This window comes from Crossiella sp. NPDC003009 (assembly GCF_053591555.1).
The window spans coordinates 83,114-100,784 of sequence record NZ_JBSFUA010000020.1 but is presented as its reverse complement, the minus strand read 5'-3'; the positions used below and the strand labels follow the sequence as shown (position 1 = coordinate 100,784).

Sequence of the window (17,671 nt, the reverse complement as noted above, 5' to 3'; positions counted from 1 at the left end):
CACGCAGCGCCCGACGTCGGGCCCTTGCCGGACAAGCCTTGGCACGCCGAGGATGTGGCCCATGGGGATGAACCGCCGCCTCGGCGCGGCACTGCTGTCCGGAGTTGTGCTCGCCCTGTCCGGCATCGTTCCGGCAGCGGCGGCACCGGCGCTGACGCGGGCCGAGCCGGTCGCGCTGCTGGCTGGTCAGGGCGCTGGTGATGTGAACCAGACCCGGGACCGCTTCGCCGTGCACGCCACCGATCTGGGCATCATGTGGCGGGATGGCCGGGGCCGCACCGCGATCATGTTCGGCGACACCTACGGCGCGGGGTGGGGCGGCAACGGGGCCGGGCCGGAGACCGCGGACTGGCGGTTCAACGTGCTGGCCCACGCCACCGACACCAACCTGGCCGACGGCCTGCGCATCGACTCGATGGTCACCGACCGGCCGGGGCACGCCGCCGAGCTGCTGCACCGCGACCCGTCGGTCGCCGAGGTCACCGTGATCCCGACCGCCGGGGTCAGCGTGGGCAACCGCGATGTCGTGCACTACATGTCCATCCGCGGCTGGAACCCGTGGACCACGAACTACGCCGGGCTGGCCTACTCCGACGACGGCGGCCGCACCTGGGTCAAGGACCCGGCGCTGCGCTGGCCCAACTCCGGTGGCGCGGCCCGCTTCCAGCTCGGCGCCTTCGTCAAGGACGGCGGCTACGTCTACCTCTTCGGCACCCCGCAGGGCCGCTTCGGCGCGGCGCACCTGGCCAGGGTGCCGGAGCAGCGGATCCTGGAGCTGGACGCCTACGAGTACTGGACGGCCACCGGCTGGCAGCGTGGGGCCGACGGCGCGGTGCCGGTCTTCGGCGGCCAGGTCGGCGAGTTGTCGGTGCAGTACAACACGGTGCTGCGGCGCTGGGTCGCGCTCACCCTGGACGAGAGCAGGGCGGCGATCGTGCTGCGCACCGCGCCGGCCCCGACCGGCCCGTGGACCGGCGGCCGGGTGGTGGTGCGCGGCACCGACTTCCCGGCGCTCTACGGCGCGTACCTGCACCCGGACAGCGCGCACAGCAACGAGATCTACTTCGCCATGTCGCAGTGGAACCCCTACCACGTGAAGCTGATGCGGCTGCGCCTTGACCAGTCGCTGCCGGAGCCGAACCTGTTGTCCGACGGCGGTTTCGAGGACCGTCCGGTGAACGCGGGCACCGGTCCGTGGGCGGTCACCGGCAAGGGCGGCGTGGACTACGGCAAGGGCCTGGCGCACACCGGGGCGAACAACGCGTGGGTGCGGGAGAGCAGCGGCTGGCACGCGGTCAGCCAGCAGCTGGCGGTGCGGCCGGGACAGCGGTACCGGCTCTCCGGCTGGGTGCGCACCTCGGCGACCAACACCGACGGCTACTTCGGGGTCCGGCGGGCCGCGGGCGTGCTGGCCGAGCGCAAGTTCGGCCACCTCGGCGAGTACACCAGGCTGACCGTGGAGTTCACCGCCGACAGCAGCGAGATCGAGGTCTTCGGCGGCGCGTGGGCCCTGGACGGCAAGGACACCTGGGTGCAGCTGGACGACGTGCTGCTGGAACCGGCCTAACCGGCGATCAGCTCGTCCAGCCGCCGACGGTTCGCCGCGGCGTCCGGGTGGCCGGGAGCCAGCTCGTCCGGGTCCGGCAGCACGGCGGACAGGCCCCAGACGCGGCCGCGGGCCCAGGTCGCCTCGTCCACGCCCAGCGCGGCGCGGAAGGTGCGGCGGGAGTCCGCGTCCAGGAAGGACCAGGCCGGGATCAGGTCCACCGCGGGGTCGCCGACGGCCAGCGTGCCGAAGTCGATCACTGCGGACAGCCTGCCGTCCCGGGCGAGCAGGTTGCGCGGGTCCGGGTCGCCGTGCACCCACACCGGCGGCCGGTCCCACACCGGGGCGTCCAGTCCGGCCTGCCAGATCCGGGTGAGCGCGGCGGTGTCGGCGAGCCCGCGCAGGGCCTCGATCCTGGCGCGCAGGCGCTCGGCGGTGATGGGGGAGTCGCGCGGATCGGCCACCGCGCAGCCGCGGAAGCCGTTGCTCCACTCCGGCGGCGGCCCGTCGGTGGCGTCGATCCGTTGCAGGGCAAGGAGAAAACCGGCCAGGTCGCGGGCGGCCTGGTGCAGGTCCAGCGCGGTGGGCGACAGGGTCTCGCCGTCCAGCCAGCGGTAGACCGACCACGGGAACGGGTAGTCCGCGGTCGGTTCGCCCTGGGCGAGGGGTTGCGGCACGGGCAGCGGCAGGTGCGGGGCGAGCACCGGCAGCCAGCGCTGTTCGCGGTGCACCTGGCCCACCCAGCGGGCGAAGCGGGGCAGCCGCACCAGCATGTCCGCGCCCAGCCGCAGGGTCGCGTTGTCCACACCGGGCGCGGGCACCGGGGTGACCGGCAGACCGGCCCAGCGCGGAAACTGCGCGGCGATGAGCCCGCGCACCAGTGCGGCGTCGATGGCCACGGGTTCGCTGTGCACGACGTGATCACACCGGGAAAACCCTTCGGGCGTCCACCGGATTTCCGGCAGCATGATCGGCATGTCCGGCTACCGCCAGGTGCTCGCGCTGCCGCACATCGGGCGGCTGCTGGCCTCCGCGCTGCTGTCCAGGCTGGCGGGGGAGATGCTCTCGCTGGCGCTGGTCCTGCACATCTTGGCAGTGTCAAGTTCGCCGGTGCTGGCCGGGTTTGTGCTGTTCGCGGCCTGGGCGCCCGGGGTGCTGCTCAGCCCGCTGGCCGGGGCGGTGCTGGACCGCTTCGGCTCGGTGCGGGCCATCGGCGCCGACCAGCTGGCCAGCGCGCTGCTGATCGGCGCGATCGCCGCGGTGGCCACCGGCCCGCAGGACGCGCTGCCGCTGGTGCTGCTGGCCCTGCTGTTCTCGCTGACCTCCCCGCTGGGCCTGGCCGGGATCCGCACCCTGATGCCCCGCCTGGTCCCGGACACCGCGCTGGAACGGGCGAACGCGCTGGACTCCGGCGCCTACAACCTGGTCGAGGTCACTGGCCCGGTGCTGGCCGGCGGCCTGTTCGCGGTGGCAGGCGGCCAGCTCACCCTGACCGTGATCGCCGGGCTGTACGCCGCGGCCTTCCTGCTGCTGCTCACCCTGCCGGCCGACGCGGGCCGGGCCGAACCGGTCGCCACCGCCACCGGGCTGCTCGCCTCGGCCTGGGCCGGGGTCCGCTACGTGCTGACCAACCCGTTGCTGCGCAACCTCATCCTCTGCTACGCGCCCTACCAGCTCGCCTGGGGCGTGCTCACCGTCGCGGTGCCGGTGCTCGCCCCGGACACCGCGGGCCTGCTCTGGGGCCTGGCCGGAGTCACCGGCATCCTGGGCGCGCTGCTCACCGGCCACCGCCTCACCGCGGGCCGGGAACGCCTGGCCATCGCCGCCGGCATCCTGGCCTCCGCGCTGGCCGCCGCCCCGCTGATGGCCTACGGCGGCACCCCCGGCCTGGTCACCGGCCTGCTGCTGCTCGGCTTCGCCGCGGGCCCGGTCAACGTCGGCCTGCTCACCCTGCGCCAGCGCCGCAGCGACCCGGCCTGGCTGGGCCGGGTGCTGGCGGTCTCGATCAGCCTCAACCTCATCGGCCACCCGGTCGGCTCGGCCCTCGGCGGTGTCCTCACCGCGGTCTCGCCGGCGCTGGCCTGCACGGTGGCCGGGCTCGCCGCGGCACTGGGCGCGCTGCTGGCCTGGCTGCTGCTGCCCCGCGACTAGGGCTGCTGGCCGGTGGCGGCCAGCACGATCTCGCGGATGGTGACGCCCTGGGGTTGCCGGTAGGCATAGAGAATCGCCTCGGCCACCGACTCCGCGGCGAGCATGCCGCTGGCCTTGGTGAACTCCCGGTAGCCCGCCTTGATCGACTCGCTGCTGGTGTGCGAGAGCAGCTCGGTGTCCACCGCGCCCGGCGCGATGGTGACCACCCGCACCCCGTGCGGGGCGAGCTCCTCACGCAGGTTCTCCGACATCGCGTGCACCGCGAACTTGGTGCCCACGTAGGCGGTGTGGTCGGGGAAGGTCTTGCGGCCCGCCACCGAGCCGAGGTTGACGATGGTGCCGCGGCCGCGCTCGATCATCCCGGGCAGCACCGCGCGGATCGCGCCGAGCAGGCCCTTGACGTTGACCTCGAACATCCGCTCCCACTCGGCCGCCGGCTGGTCGGCCAGTGTGCCGAGCAGCATCACCCCGGCGTTGTTGACGATCGCGTCCACCGGGCCGTGCAGCGCCTCCGCCTCCCGGACGGCCTCGGCGACCGCGGCCGGGTCGGTGACATCGGCCTGGCGGCACAGCGTGTCCGGCAGGCCCAGCGCGGTGAGGCGGTCGAGGCGGCGGGCGAGCAGCAGCAGCGGGTGGCCCTGCGCGGAGAGCAGGCGGGCGGTGGCCGCGCCGATGCCGGAGCTGGCGCCGGTGATCACGATGAGTGGCTTGGACATGGCCCCAGCACAGCACCGCGCGCCCGGCGCGCGCGTGGGCGAGCTCGTCCCCGGGTCTGGCAGACCCAGGGACGACCTGCGGTGATCCACCTAGACTGCCCGGTATGTCCGCCGAGCTCCGTGAGTTCCTGCGCACCCGCCGCGCCCGGCTCAGCCCGGCCGAGGCCGGACTGCCCCCGCACCTGGGCACGCGCCGGGTGCCGGGGCTGCGCCGGGAGGAGGTCGCCTGGCTGGCCGGGATGAGCGTGGACTACTACGTCCGCCTGGAACAGGGCCGCAACCCGAACATCTCCACCGAGGTGCTGGACGCGGTGGCCCGTGCGCTGCGGCTGGACCGCACCGAACGCGCCCAGCTCTACGACCTGGTCCGCTGCCGCAGCGGCCGCCCGCAACCGGCGCAGCGGGTCAACCCGGCCCTGGACCGGGTGCTCACCGCGCTGACCGGACCGGCGATGATCCTCGGCCACCGGCTGGACGTGCTGGCCATCAACCCGCTGGGCGCGCTGCTCTACACCGACTTCGCCGAGTGCCCGGCCGGTGAGCGCAACCTGGTCCGGCACCTGTTCACCGATCCCGCCGCCCGCGAGCGGATCGGCGACTGGCCCAGCGCCGCGCGCGCCACGGTGGGCGCGCTGCGCCGCTACGGCGGTTGCTGGCCGGGTGACGAGCTGCTCACCGAGCTGGTCGAGGAGATGTCGTCGCTGGACGCGGACTTCCGGCGCTGGTGGGCCGCGCACGACGTGCTCGCCTACACCCACGGCGACAAGGTCTACCGGCTGTCCGGGCTCGGTGAGCTCACCCTGCACTTCACCGCGCTGACCCTGCCCGACGACCCGGACCAGACCCTCTACGCCTACACCGCCGAACCCGGCTCACCCACCGAGGCCGCGCTGCGCCGGGCCGGGCTCAGGACTCCCGGAACCGCGCCGAGTGGCTCTCCTGCGCCATCCGCCGCAGCAGCGACACCAGCACATCGCCCAGCAGGGTGATCACCACCGCGGACTCCAGCACCTCGTCCTGGCTGCCCCGGTCCGCCAGGAAACCCACGTCCAGCGCGGCCAGCCGGCCGGCCAGCTCGGCGTAGTCGGTCAGGCTGCTCAGCAGCTCGGTGTGGCCCAGCTCGGTCAGCGTGCCCAGCAGCCCGGCCAGCGCGACCCTGGACGGGTTGTTCTCGCTGACCTGCCAGCCCAGGCGCGCCAGCAGCTCCGCCACCGGCCCGGTCGCCGGTTCGGCCTCGCCCGACCGTTCGGTGACCGCGTAGTGCACCTGGCCCAGCGCCTTGAACAGGTCGTTCTCCGGGTCGTCCACCGCGGTCAGCACCTGCTTGGCGGTGGCGATCGGCAGCCGGCCCAGCTCCACCAGCGCGCGCACCAGCCGCAGCCGCCGCAGGTGTTCCTCGGCGTAGTGCACCTGGTTGTACCCGGCCCGCTCGCCGTAGGGCAGCAACCCTTCGCGTTGGTAGTACTTGATCGTCGGCACCGGGATCCCGGTATGCCTGCTGAGGTCGCCGATGCGCACGCAGCCTCCTGGTTGATATTTCGGCTATCGATAGCTAGTGTATCGATAGCGCGCGGTCAGAGAGACAGTAGTTCTCGCCTGGAGGTCTGAATGTTCCGCACCGCCCTGCCCTTAGCCCGCCAATGGCATCGACCGTTGATGCTGGCCACCGCCCTGATGGCGGTCAGCACGCTGGCCTCGCTGGCCGGTCTGGTCTTCGACGACCGGCTGCTGGGCGGCCAGCCGATCTGGGCCAAACCGCTCAAGTTCTCGGTCTCCCTGCTGCTCTACCTGCCCACCTGGGCCTGGATGCTGTCCCTGCAACGCATCCCCCGCCGCTGGACCTGGTGGACCGCCACCGCCATCGCGGTGCTGACCACCCTGGAAGTAGTGCTCATCGTCTTCCAGGTCCTCCGCGGCCAGGCCAGCCACTTCAACCAGGCCACCCCGTTCGACGCCGGGCTGTTCCAGCTGATGGGGGCCATGATCACCGTGGTCTGGGTGCTGAACATGGCCCAGGGCGTCGTGCTGCTGCGCGACCGGCTGCCGGACCGGCCGATGGCCTGGGCGATCCGCGGCGGCATCGTGCTCGGCTCGGTCGGCATCGGCCTGGCCTTCCTGATGACCGGCCCGACCCCCGACCAGCTGCACGCGTTGCAGCAGAACCTGCCGGTGGACGCGCTCGGCGCGCACAGCGTGGGCGTGCCCGACGGCGGTCCGGGCATGCCGCTGACCGGGTGGAGCCTGACCGGCGGCGACCTGCGCATCCCGCACTTCATCGGCATCCACGCCATGCAGGCCCTGCCGCTGCTGGCCCTGCTGCTGGCCGGCGCCGCCGCCCGCAGGCCACGGCTGGCCGATCCCGGCGTCCGCACCCGGCTGGTGATGCTGGGCACCGGGGTCTACGCGGGGCTCACCGGGCTGGTGACCTGGCAGGCACTGCGCGGTCAGTCCATCGCCGCGCCGGATGCCTGGACCCTGCTGGCCCTCGGCGCGCTGGTCCTGGCCACCGGGCTGCTGGCCCGCCGCATCCTGCGCCGGACCCCGGACCCGGTGGCCGAACCGGTCGCGGTCGGCTGAGGCGCGGTTACCGGCTCAGGTGATGATCCCGGCGCGCAGGGCCAGGGTGACCAGCAGCGCGCGGTCACCCGAGCCCAGCCGCCTGCCGATGCGCCACAGGTGGGTGTCCACGGTGCGCGCGGACAGGCCCAGCTCGGCCGCGATCTCCTTGTTGGAGTGGCCGTCGGCGACCAGGCGCAGCACGTCGATCTCCCGGTTGGACAGCTCCCACACCGGGTCCGGCACCGGCGGCGTGCGGCCGGGGCGCAGCAGGTAGCCCTGCGCGCCTGCCTGGAAAGCCGCGGCCACCGCCCACGGTTCCTCGACCGAGACCACCACCAGCACCTGCGGCCAGCCGCGGGACTTCAGCTCGCGCACCAGCCGGACGCCCTCGGCGCCCGGCCCGGCAAGCTCGACCACGGCCAGCGCGCACGGCCCGGCCAGCGCGGCGAACTCCAGGGCGGCGGCCTCGGAGGCGGCCTGGTGCACCGAGGCGACCCGCAGGTCGGTCAGGCGCGGCGCCATGGTGCGGCGTAACGACGGTTCGCCGACCAGTAACACGGTCGACCCCGCCAGTTCCATGAGACGAGTGGTATCGCTGACCCCCAGCGTGTTCACCCGGTCATCGATACCGCAGGAGTCGACGCTGTGTGCGTGGAACGGGACAGAGCCACTCCAACGAGTGGTGCTCGCCCGGGTTACCCAGGTGAGTTCTGGGTGCGGTAGGTGAGACTGACGTCGGTGGCGGCGCGGTCGGCCACCACCACGGTGCCGTCGCCGACCATGATCGCGCGGTCGTCGACCAGGGGTTCGCCCGCCGCGTCCCGGCTGAGTCGGCGGCTCAGCAACGCCGGACTGCCGGCCGGTCGGTCGAGCAGTTCGGCCTCGCGCGCGGTCAGTGCGACCGCCTGCAACCGTTCCTGCGCGCTGACCACGGGACGCCCCGCCCGGCCGAGGAGCCGGTACAGGGAGTGTTCGCGCAGCTCGTCCACCTCCAGTCGCCCGCTCCACCGTTCGGCCAGGTACGAGGTCTGCAACAGCAGCGGCACCACCGGCGCGTCCGGCTCGGGGCTGGCGCTGCGCAGCCGCTCGACGGCCAGCACCCGCTGGCCAGGAGCCAGGCCCAGGCGCGCGGCCACCTCCTCCGGCGCGGTCACCAGCTCGGTGGCCAGCACCGTGGTGCGCAGCTCCAGGCCCTGGGCGGTCAGCTCCTCGGACAGGCTGCGCAGCCCGGCCAGGTGGTAGGCGAAGCCCGGCTGGCGGACGAAGGTGCCGGTGCCGGGCCGGGCCTCCACCAGGCCGTCGTCCTGGAGCGCACGGAGGGCCTGCCGGACGGTCATCAGGGTGACGGCGAAGCGGTCGGCGAGCTGGCGCTGCGGTGGCAGCGCGGCACCCGGCTGGTGCGTGCCGTCGGCGATCTCGGCGGCCAGCGCACGGTAGATGGCCAGGTACTTCGGCACCCGGTGGTCATAGCCGGTGGTCCGCTCGGTCACGGGGGGAGTGTAATCCACGCACTAGAGTGCTAGAGTTCTATAACTGTGACGACTGACAAGCTGATGGGGCAGCCCGACGCCACCGGTCGCTTCGGCGACTTCGGTGGGCGGTTCCTGCCGGAAGCCCTGGTCCCGGCCTGCCGGGAGGTGGAGGAGGCGTTCCTGGACGCCTGGCACGACCCGGCCTTCGTCGCCGAGTACCACCGCCTGCTGGCCACCTACGTCGGCAGGCCGACCCCGCTGACCGAGTGCGTGCGGCTGGGCGGGCGGCTGGGCATCCGGCTGCTGCTCAAGCGCGAGGACCTGGCGCACACCGGCTCACACAAGATCAACAACGTGCTGGGTCAGGCGCTGCTGGCCAAGCGGATGGGCCGCACCAAGCTGATCGCGGAGACCGGCGCCGGTTCGCACGGGGTGGCCACCGCCACCGCGGCCGCGCTGCTCGGCCTGGACTGCACCGTCCACATGGGACACACCGACATGCGGCGGCAGGAGCTCAACGTCTTCCGGATGGAGCTGCTGGGCGCCGAGGTGGTCCCGGCCGGGGTGCCCGGCACCGCGGGCACGCTGAAGGAGGCCACCAACGCCGCGCTGCGCGCCTGGGTCAGCGAGACCGAGACCGCGCACTACTGCCTCGGCTCGGTGCTCGGGCCGCACCCGTACCCCTACCTGGTGCGCGAGTTCCAGCGGGTGATCGGCGAGGAGGCCCGCGCCCAGGCCGCCGAGCTGCTGCCGAGTGGTCTGCCGGACGTGGTGGTGGCCTGCGTCGGCGGCGGTTCCAACGCCGCGGGCACCTTCGCCGGGTTCGTCGACACCACCGCCGAGCTGGTCGGCGTGGAGGCCGCGGGCGGGGCCGGGGTCAGCGGCGGCACGCCCGGCATCCTGCACGGTTTCCGCTCGCACTTCCTCCAGGACGGCGTGCAGATCTCCGAGGCGCACTCCATCTCCGCCGGGCTGGACTACCCGGGCGTCGGCCCCGAGCACATGCACCTGGCCGCGCAGGGCCGGGCCCGCTACCCCACGGTCACCGACGCCGAGGCGCTGGCCGCGGTCCGCGCGCTGGCCGCCACCGAGGGCATCCTGCCCGCGCTGGAGTCCGCGCACGCGCTGGCCTGGGTCCAGCGCGCGGCCGGAACCGCCGAGCTGCCAACGGGTTCCACCGTGCTGCTGACCCTCTCCGGCCGCGGCGACAAGGACGTCCACCAGATCAGGGAGAACCTCTCATGCTGACCCTGCACAGCGGACGCAAGCTGCTGCTCCCCTACCTCATGGGCGGCATGACCCCGGACTGGCTGGACCACCTGCGCGCGCTGGCCGCCGCGGGCGCCGACGCCATCGAGATCGGCCTGCCGTTCTCCGACCCGATGGTCGACGGCCCGGTGGTGCAGGAGGCCGCCGCCGCGGCACTGGCCCGGGGCGCCACCCCGGAGACCGTGCTCGCCGAACTGTCCACAGTGGACGTAGGCGTGCCGCTGGTCGCGATGACCTACGCCAACGTCGCACTGGGCCTGCCCGACTTCCCCGCCCGGCTGGCCGCGGCCGGCATCACCGGCGTCATCGTCTCCGACCTGCCACTGGAGGAGAGCGGAGCCTTCCGCGCGGCTGCCGGGCGGGCCGGGGTCAGCGTGGTGCCGATCGCCGCCCCGGCCTGCCCGGACGACCGCCTGGCCGAGATCTGCGCCGCCGCCAGTGGCTTCGTCTACGCGATGACCGCCATGCGCACCACCGGCGTCCGCGCCGAGCTGGCCGCGGCCGCCACCGAGACCGTGGCCCGGATCCGCGGGCACGCCACCCTCCCGGTGGTGGCCGGTTTTGGCATCGGCACCCCGGAGCTCGCGGCGGCGGTGTGCGCCGAGGCCGACGGTGTGGCGGTCGGCTCCGCGGTGGTCCGCCTGCTGCTCGACGGCGGCACCGGCGCGGAGCTGGCCGAGTGGCTGGGCGGGTTCCGGCGGGCGCTGGACCAGCTCCGTCCGGCCGCCTGACCGGGCTCCGCCGCTACCCTCGGGGCGTGCACCTGCTGATCGTGGACGACGAGGAGGCCGTGCGGGACTCGCTGTCCCGGACACTGCGCTTCGAGGGCTACACCGTCTCGCTGGCCGCCGACGGGGCCGAGGCGCTGGCGCGGATCCGCGCGGAGAAGTTCGACGGCGTGATCCTGGACGTGATGATGCCGGTGCGCAACGGACTGGACACCTGCCGGGAGCTGCGCGCCGAGGGCGACTTCGTGCCGATCCTGATGCTCACCGCCCGCGACGAGGTCGCCGACCGGGTGGCCGGGCTGGACGCCGGCGCCGACGACTACCTGGTCAAGCCGTTCGCGTTGCAGGAGCTGCTGGCCAGGGTGCGGGCCATGCTGCGGCGGGCCGGACAGGGCGCGGGGCCGGACGCCCCGCCGCCGAGCGCGGGGGAGGCCCTGGTCTTCGCCGACCTGCGGCTGGACCCCGGGACCAGGGAGGTGAGCCGGAACGGGCGGCAGCTGCGGCTGACCCGCACCGAGTTCGCCATCCTGGAGACCTTCCTGCGGCACCCCAGGCTGGTGCTCACCAGGACCCTGGTCTTCGAGCAGGTCTGGGGCTTCGACTTCGGCGCGGCCTCCAACGGGCTGGACGTCTACGTCGGCTACCTGCGCCGCAAGCTGGAGGCCGGGGGCGAGCCCCGGCTGCTGCACACCGTGCGCGGGGTCGGCTACGTGCTGCGCGAGGAACCGCTGTGAAACGGCTGCTGGCCCGCCTGGACGCCTGGCGGTGGCAGGAGCTCTCGCTGCGCGGGCGGCTGATCGTGCTGGTCGCCGGGGCGGTGGCGGTGGCGGTGGCCGCGGTGTCGCTGGGCTCCTGGCTGCTGGTGAAGGCCAAGCTGGACCTCAACTTCGACCAGCAGCTGCGCTCCTACGCCCAGCTCGCCGCCAACGCCGCCTCGCCGGGGGAGGCCCTGGAGCGGCTCTACGACGCCGACCGGCCCGACCGGGACGGCGACCGGCGGTTCCGGCCCGAGCGCGGGGACATGTTCGTGCAGTTCCTCGACGCCGACGGCTCCGCGCGGATCGAGGGCCGCGAGCGGACGGTGCCGTTGAACCCGGCCGCGGTCAGGGTCGCCACCGGGGCCGCGCCGGAGTTCAGCGAGGACCGCGAGCTCGACGGCGAGCACTACCGGATGCTCACCGTGTCCCGGCCCGGCGGCGGCGCGGTGCAGGTCGCCAAGGACATCCAGGGCCTCCAGGAAACCTTGGGGGACCTGGGTTTCTGGCACATCCTGGTGTGCCTGGCCGGGGTCGCGGTGGCCGCCGGGGTCGGGCTGGTGGTGGCGCGCACCGCGCTGCGGCCGGTGGAGACGCTCACCGCGGGCGCCGAGCGGGTGGCCCGCACCCAGGACCTGGACCAGGCCATCTCGGTGCAGGGGTCGGGGGAGATCGCCCGGCTGGCCGAGGCGTTCAACGCGATGCTGACCGCGCTAGCCGTCTCCAGGGACGCCCAGCGCCGCCTGGTCGAGGACGCCGGGCACGAGCTGCGCACCCCGCTGACCAGTCTGCGCAACAACATCGAGCTGCTGGTGCACGCCGGGCGGCAGACCGACCCGGCCAGGGTGCTGCCCGCCGAGGACCGGGACCGGCTGCTCGCCGACCTGGAGACCCAGGCGGGGGAGCTGACCACGCTGGTCGGCGAGCTGGTCGAGCTGGCCAAGACCGACCGCTCCGCCGAGGCGCCGCACCGGCTGGACCTGGCCGAGGTGGTCGAGGCCGCGGTGGACCGGGTCCGGCCGAGGGCGGCCAACCTGCGCTTCCAGGCCGAGCTGTTGCACGCCAACGTCCTGGGCAGGCCGCGCGCGCTGCAACGCGCGGTGCTGAACCTGCTGGACAACGCGGCCAAGTGGAGCCCGCCCGGCGGGCTGGTCACGGTGACCATGACCGGGCTCGGCGACCGGGTGCGGATCGCGGTGCAGGACGAGGGGCCGGGCATCCCGGAGGCCGACCTGCCGCACGTCTTCCAGCGGTTCTACCGGGCCGAGGAGGCCCGCGCCCGGCCCGGCTCCGGCCTCGGCCTGGCCATCGTGGACCAGATCGCCACCCTGCACGGCGGCCAGGTGGCGGCCGGACGCGGCGAGCGGGGCGGCGCGCTGGTGTCCATCACCCTGCCGGTCGCCGACTCTTAACGAACCCGGGGCGATCTCTCATCGTCCTTTCATGATCGTCGCGAACGCTCGCGGACGTGACCACGACCAGCAGGGCGACCACCCGACCGGCGCCGCCCCCGGTGGCCTTCGTGCTGCTCGGCGTGGCCGGACTGCTGATCGGCTACCTGGGCTTCGCCTACACCGTCCAGGTCGACCCGCTGTGGGACCCGGTCAGCGACTACCTCTTCCACGCCGCGCCGCTGTTCCTGGCCGCGGTGCTGTGCATCCTCATCGGTGGCGGCTTGATCGTGAGCCGGCTGGCGCAAGACCGGCCAGCGTCTGTCCTGTTTGGACTATGGGCCGGTGGGCTGCTGTCGGTGGCGGCCTTTCCGGGCAATGTGAGCAGCACGGTGTCCACTGTGTCCGGTGAGCTGCACCGCTTCGGCGGCGCGGTGTTCATGAGCTGCCTGCCGGTGGCCGCGCTGCGCATCGCGCACGTGCTCAGCACCGCGGGGCGGCGGGTGCTCGCGCTGAGCAGGGTGCGCTGGGCGGCGGTGGCCAGCCTGCTCACCGCGGCCAGTTTTGGCCTGGCCCAACTGTTCCCGGTGCTGCCACAGGGCCTGTTGCAGCGGGTCGCGCTGGTGGCGCACGTGCTGCTGCTGCTCGCACTCGCCCCGCTGATGCGGAGCGCGCCCCGGTGAACACCATCCCGCTGGCCATCGCGCTGGCCCTGCTGGCGGCCTGCCTGTTCGCCGCCGCGGTCGCCCGCCAGCACGCCGCGGTACGCGCGCACGACCACGGCGGCGCGCTCACCCTGCGCGGCCTGGGCAGCACGATCCGCTCCCGCGGCTGGCTCACCGGCACCGGCTTCGCCGTGCTCGGCAGCGGCCTGCACGTGCTCGCGCTGTCCTTGGCCCCTATGGTGATCGTGCAACCACTCGGCGTGCTCAGCCTGGTGCTGACCGTGCTGCTCACCGCCCGCGCCCGGCGCAGACCGGTCGCGCGGCCGGTGCGGCTGGCCGTGCTCGCGGTGTGCGCCGGGGTGTTCGGCTTCGTCGCGCTCGCCGTCTCGCCGTCTGTGGCCACCTCGGTGGCGGTGCCGGGCGCGGTGCACCTGGCCGCGCTGGCCGCGGTGGCCGTGGCCGCGCTCGGCCTGCGGACCGGTGGCCAGGCCAGGTGCGCGGCGCTGGCCGCCTCCGCCGCCGTCCTGTTCGGACTCGGCTCGGTGCTGACCAAATCCGCCACCGGTCAGCTGTTCACCGCGGCGCCGCAGCTCGGCGGGCTGCTCATCGCCGCGGAAGCCGGGCTGCTGCTGGCCTTCGGCGGCTGGGTGATGCACCAGGCCTACGCCGCGGGGCCGACCGCGGTGGTGGTCGGCGCGGTCACCGTGCTGGACCCGCTCACCGCGGTCAGCACCGGCCTGCTGTTCTACGGCGAGGCCGCCTACCTGACACCGGCCACCGCCCTCGGGCAGGCCGCGCTCGCGCTGCTGGCCGTGGGCGGCGTGGTGGTGCTGGCCAGATCCGTGCCGGACCAACGAGAACTCACCGAGGAGCCAGCGATGCCGCGACGCCGTGGGCACACCGGATCCGGACTGCGGATCGTGCTGGGCGCGGACACCTTCCCACCCGATGTCAACGGCGCGGCCAACTTCGCCGGTCGCCTCGCGCACGGCCTGGCCGCCCGCGGCCACCAGGTGCACGTGATCTGCCCAGCACCCGATGGCAAGGCGGGCACCGTGCGCGCGGGCGGGATCACCCTGCACCACCTGCCCGCGCGGCGCACCCCGTTCCACCCGGACTTCCGGATCAGCCTGCCCTGGCAGGCCAACCGCACGGTGCCGGACCTGCTGGCCGGGCTGGACCCGGACCTGGTGCACGTGCAGTCGCACTTCCCGGTCGGCCGCGCCGTGCTGCGCGCGGCCACCGCCAGGAACATCCCGGCGGTGGCCACCAACCACTTCATGCCGGAGAACCTGTTCGGCTACGTCAAGATCCCCGCCGCGCTGCGCCGCGGCCTGGCCGGGCTCGCCTGGCGGGACCTGGTCCGGGTCTACCGGGAGGCCGCCGTGGTCACCGCGCCCACCCCGCGCGCGGTGGAGCTGTTGCACGCCAACCACCTGCCCGGCCAGGCCCGCGCGATCTCCTGCGGCATCGACATCGACCACTACGCCGCCCCGCGTCCGGCGAAGTCCACTTCGGACGGTTGCGCGGTGCTGTTCGTGGGCCGCCTGGACGCGGAGAAGAACGTGCCCGAGCTGCTGCACGCCCTGGCCCGCGGGCCAGGCCTGCGCGCCGAGCTGGTCGGCGACGGCTCCTGCCGCGCCCGCCTGGAGAAGCTGGCCGCCGAGCTGGGCGTGACCGGCCGGGTGCGCTTCCACGGCGTGGTCTCCGACGCCGACCTGGTGCGGGCCTACCGGCGCGCCGACGTCTTCTGCATGCCCGGCACCGCCGAGCTGCAGAGCCTGGCCACCATGGAGGCCATGTCCGCCGGACTGCCGGTGGTGGCCGCCGACGCGATGGCCCTGCCCCACCTGGTGCGCCCCGGCGACAACGGATTCCTCTACCCGCCAGGCGATCCGGCCGCCCTCGCCGCGCACCTGGGCACGCTGGCCGCCGATCCGCAGCTGCGGGCGCGGATGGGCGCGGCCAGCACGCGGCTGATCGCCCGGCACGCGCTGACCGCGACCCTGGCGGCCTTCGAGGGGGTCTACACCGAGCTGGTCACCGTGCCCGCGCCGGTGCTCACCGGGGCGGCCTGACCTACGGCTTGGCCGCGGAGTCCGGCACACCCGCGTAGTCCGGCAGCTCGACGCCGTTGATCGCGCGCCCGACCAGCTCGGCGAACCATTCGCCGGCGAAGTCGGGGCGCGGCTCGGCCTCGGGCCCGGGGAGGTCGCGGCTGCGCGCGTTCAACCGGCCGATCTCCTGGTTGGCCTCGACGAACGAGCGCATCCGCGCCTCGTAGCGGGCGAACCCGGCCTCGGGGTCCCAGCCGGCCGCGGCCAGCTCGCCGGCCAGCAGGTAGGCGCCGACCAGGGCCAGCCCGGTGCCCTGCCCGGACATCGGCGAGGAGCAGAACGCCGCGTCCCCGAGCAGCACCACCCGGCCACTCGACCAGCGGTCCATCACCACCTGGGCGACCTGGTCGAGGTAGAAGTCCGGGGTGTCGTCCAGGTGCGCGAGGATGTTCGGGGTCAACCAGCCCAGGCCCGCCATCCGCTCGCGCAGCAGTGCTTTCTGGGCCGCGACGTCACGGTGGTCGACGCCGAAGCCGGGCGCGGCGAAGTAGCACATGGCCATCGCCCGGGTGGCGTCCTGGATGGGGCGCAGGAGGACGGAGCGCCCGGACTCCTGGTCCTGGTGCTCCAGCAGCCAGCGGTCCAGCCCGAACTCGTTGGGCACACTGAAGAACGCCAGCACGTGCCCGAGGTGGCGGAGGTACCGCTCGTGCGGCCCGAAGACCAGCTCCCGCAGCCCCGAGTGCGGCCCGTCGGCCCCGACCACCAGGTCGAAGCGCCGCCGGTCGCCGCCCGCGAAGACCACGTCGACCCCGTCCGCGTCCTGGGCGAGCCCGGCGATCCGGTCGCCGAAGACGTACTCGACGCCGTCGCGGGTGTCCTCGTAGAGCACCCGGGACAGGTCCCCGCGCAGGATCTCGATGTCCGCGATGAACCCGTCGCCACCGTCGTCCTCGGCACGGAAGGTCTCCAGCACCTACCCGTCCGCGTCCACGGTGTGCGCGCCCGCGGTGTCGGTGCACGCCGCGCGCACCGCGGCGTCCAGCCCCATGCGCGCGATGACCTCCTTGGCGACTCCGCGCGCGTCCACCGCCTGGCCGCCGGGACGCAGCTCGGGAGCCCGCTCCACCACGGTCACCTCGGCCCCCCGCCTGCGCAGCCAGTGGGCCAGCGCGGGTCCCGCGATGCTCGCCCCCGCCACCAGCACCCTGGGACCACTCACGACGCTCATCATTGCCTCCCTGTGTTTCCTGTCCAGCCGTACTGACCACGGAGCCGCGCAAAACTCATCGGCACGACTCACTGTCGGCTGCCTCGAGTACGGTCTCAGCGTGGTCCCGGCGGGAACGCCGACCACCGACAACGGCTGGATCAACTGGGGGATTCATGCGCGTGACCGCGCTCTGCCTTGCCCTGCTCACCACGAGCGCCTTGCTCACACCGCTCTCGGCGGGGGCCGCGCCCGCGCCGTGCGCCTGGACCGCGACCGCCCTGGAGCTGCCCTCGGGCTACCAGGACGCCTCCGCGGAGGCCACCAACCGGCAGGACCTCGTCGTCGGCCGGCTCACCCCGGCCAGTGGCTTCGGCGACCACCTGGTCCTGTGGCGCGAGGGCAGGGCCACCGTGCTGGGCCGCCCGTTCGGGCTGACCGGGCATCCGACCGCGGTCAGCTCCACCGGGGTGGTGACCGGGCTGCTGGACCGGGCCAGCGGCGAGCAGGTCCGGCACGGGTTCCGGTACGCCAACGGGGAGTTCCAGCGCCTGGAGACGCCGCCGGGCGCGGACTACGCGCGGCCGCACTCGGTCAACGCCGCCGGTGACGTGGTCGCCGCGGTCAAGGGCCAGCTCGTCCGCTGGCCCGCGGGCGGCGCGGCGCACGAGGTGCTCGCCCCGCCGGTGCCCGGCGAGGTCGCCGACCCGTATCTCGACGACGAGGGCCGGATCGCCTTCACCCTCTACACCGGGGGCCGCGCCACGATCCAGCTGCGCCACCCCGACGGCCGCTTCCAGGAGCTGCTCCCGCCGGAGCCGACCGTCAGCATGCTGGCCGTGCAGCTGCACGCGGGCCGGGTGGCCGGGCACCTCGGGCTCAGCGACACCGTGGTCTGGGGTGTGGACGGCGCGGTCCAGCAGCGGATCAGCGAGCAGCCGCGGGCGATCAACGGCACCGGCCGGGTGCTGACCGCGGGCAACGGGGCCGGTCAGGCCCGGCTGTGGCAGGACGGCGCGCTGGTCTCCGAACTGCCGTGGCAGTACCGGGCGGATGCCCAGAACGCGCTGCTCGAGGACGGTTCGGTGGTCGGCGCGATGCGGGTCAGCTCCAGCAGGTACTACCCGGCGCACCTGCGCTGCCAGTGACACC

At 74.0% G+C, this 17,671-nt stretch carries 16 protein-coding genes and 1 pseudogene; 11 read left to right on the top strand and 6 right to left on the bottom strand.

The window, feature by feature from the left end:
• Nucleotides 1-61 precede the first annotated feature (61 nt).
• Nucleotides 62-1,567 (top strand): DUF4185 domain-containing protein, encoded by a 1,506-nt coding sequence (locus ACWDY5_RS21980; RefSeq protein ID WP_449724028.1) that lies wholly within the window; start codon nt 62-64, stop codon nt 1,565-1,567.
• On the opposite strand, the gene ACWDY5_RS21975 is transcribed toward ACWDY5_RS21980, so the two are convergent.
• Nucleotides 1,564-2,460, bottom strand: coding sequence for an aminoglycoside phosphotransferase family protein (locus ACWDY5_RS21975; RefSeq protein WP_449724027.1), 897 nt, complete (start codon nt 2,458-2,460; stop codon nt 1,564-1,566). The two genes, ACWDY5_RS21980 and ACWDY5_RS21975, sit on opposite strands and share 4 nt — an antisense overlap.
• Nucleotides 2,461-2,521: 61 nt before the next feature.
• Here ACWDY5_RS21975 and ACWDY5_RS21970 point away from each other — a divergent pair, with 61 nt between their 5' ends.
• Nucleotides 2,522-3,697 carry an MFS transporter gene (locus tag ACWDY5_RS21970; RefSeq protein ID WP_449724026.1) on the top strand — a complete coding sequence of 392 codons (1,176 nt, stop codon included), beginning with the start codon at nt 2,522-2,524 and terminating at the stop codon, nt 3,695-3,697.
• Here the strand turns inward: ACWDY5_RS21970 and ACWDY5_RS21965 are convergent.
• Nucleotides 3,694-4,413, bottom strand: a complete 720-nt coding sequence (locus ACWDY5_RS21965; protein ID WP_449724025.1) for an SDR family oxidoreductase — start codon at nt 4,411-4,413, stop codon at nt 3,694-3,696. The two genes, ACWDY5_RS21970 and ACWDY5_RS21965, sit on opposite strands and share 4 nt — an antisense overlap.
• 104 nt (nt 4,414-4,517) lie before the next feature.
• Here ACWDY5_RS21965 and ACWDY5_RS21960 point away from each other — a divergent pair, with 104 nt between their 5' ends.
• A complete protein-coding gene (locus tag ACWDY5_RS21960) occupies nt 4,518-5,402 on the top strand; it encodes a helix-turn-helix transcriptional regulator (RefSeq protein ID WP_449724024.1) in 885 nt (294 codons plus the stop codon).
• Here ACWDY5_RS21960 and ACWDY5_RS21955 read toward each other — a convergent pair.
• Complete coding sequence (locus ACWDY5_RS21955; protein WP_449724023.1) at nt 5,320-5,931, bottom strand: MerR family transcriptional regulator; 612 nt, start codon at nt 5,929-5,931, stop codon at nt 5,320-5,322. The genes ACWDY5_RS21960 and ACWDY5_RS21955 overlap by 83 nt on opposite strands.
• A gap of 138 nt (nt 5,932-6,069) precedes the next feature.
• On the opposite strand from ACWDY5_RS21955, the gene ACWDY5_RS21950 reads away from it, so the two are divergent.
• Complete coding sequence (locus ACWDY5_RS21950) at nt 6,070-6,990, top strand: hypothetical protein (RefSeq protein ID WP_449724022.1); 921 nt, start codon at nt 6,070-6,072, stop codon at nt 6,988-6,990.
• A 15-nt stretch (nt 6,991-7,005) separates the two neighbouring features.
• Here the strand turns inward: ACWDY5_RS21950 and ACWDY5_RS21945 are convergent, their stop codons facing one another.
• Together ACWDY5_RS21945 and ACWDY5_RS21940 are read right to left on the bottom strand one after the other, a co-directional pair.
• On the bottom strand, nt 7,006-7,551 hold the full coding sequence (locus tag ACWDY5_RS21945; protein ID WP_449724021.1) for a response regulator transcription factor: 546 nt from the start codon (nt 7,549-7,551) through the stop codon (nt 7,006-7,008).
• A gap of 116 nt (nt 7,552-7,667) precedes the next feature.
• Nucleotides 7,668-8,462, bottom strand: coding sequence for a GntR family transcriptional regulator (locus ACWDY5_RS21940; RefSeq protein ID WP_449724020.1), 795 nt, complete (start codon nt 8,460-8,462; stop codon nt 7,668-7,670).
• A 63-nt stretch (nt 8,463-8,525) separates the two neighbouring features.
• On the opposite strand from ACWDY5_RS21940, the gene trpB reads away from it, so the two are divergent.
• Genes trpB through ACWDY5_RS21910 form a run of 6 tightly spaced genes read left to right on the top strand, consistent with a single transcriptional unit; the run spans nt 8,526 to nt 15,330 of the window.
• Nucleotides 8,526-9,692: a tryptophan synthase subunit beta gene (trpB, locus tag ACWDY5_RS21935; protein WP_449724067.1), complete on the top strand. Its 1,167-nt coding sequence runs from the start codon at nt 8,526-8,528 to the stop codon at nt 9,690-9,692.
• Complete coding sequence (gene trpA, locus ACWDY5_RS21930; protein ID WP_449724019.1) at nt 9,686-10,444, top strand: tryptophan synthase subunit alpha; 759 nt, start codon at nt 9,686-9,688, stop codon at nt 10,442-10,444. Before trpB ends, trpA begins: the two co-directional genes overlap by 7 nt.
• 26 nt (nt 10,445-10,470) lie before the next feature.
• Nucleotides 10,471-11,175, top strand: coding sequence for a response regulator transcription factor (locus ACWDY5_RS21925; RefSeq protein ID WP_449724018.1), 705 nt, complete (start codon nt 10,471-10,473; stop codon nt 11,173-11,175).
• Nucleotides 11,172-12,608, top strand: coding sequence for a HAMP domain-containing sensor histidine kinase (locus ACWDY5_RS21920; protein ID WP_449724017.1), 1,437 nt, complete (start codon nt 11,172-11,174; stop codon nt 12,606-12,608). The genes ACWDY5_RS21925 and ACWDY5_RS21920 overlap by 4 nt, the downstream gene beginning before the upstream one ends.
• Before the next feature lie 56 nt (nt 12,609-12,664).
• A complete protein-coding gene (locus tag ACWDY5_RS21915; protein ID WP_449724016.1) occupies nt 12,665-13,270 on the top strand; it encodes a DUF998 domain-containing protein in 606 nt (201 codons plus the stop codon).
• Nucleotides 13,267-15,330 (top strand): glycosyltransferase, encoded by a 2,064-nt coding sequence (locus ACWDY5_RS21910; protein ID WP_449724015.1) that lies wholly within the window; start codon nt 13,267-13,269, stop codon nt 15,328-15,330. Before ACWDY5_RS21915 ends, ACWDY5_RS21910 begins: the two co-directional genes overlap by 4 nt.
• A 1-nt stretch (nt 15,331) precedes the next feature.
• Here the strand turns inward: ACWDY5_RS21910 and ACWDY5_RS21905 are convergent.
• Nucleotides 15,332-16,540 (bottom strand): annotated as a pseudogene (locus ACWDY5_RS21905) (FAD-dependent monooxygenase).
• A 155-nt stretch (nt 16,541-16,695) separates the two neighbouring features.
• Between ACWDY5_RS21905 and ACWDY5_RS21900 the strand changes: the two are divergent.
• On the top strand, nt 16,696-17,667 hold the full coding sequence (locus ACWDY5_RS21900) for a hypothetical protein (RefSeq protein ID WP_449724014.1): 972 nt from the start codon (nt 16,696-16,698) through the stop codon (nt 17,665-17,667).
• Nucleotides 17,668-17,671: the final 4 nt, after the last annotated feature.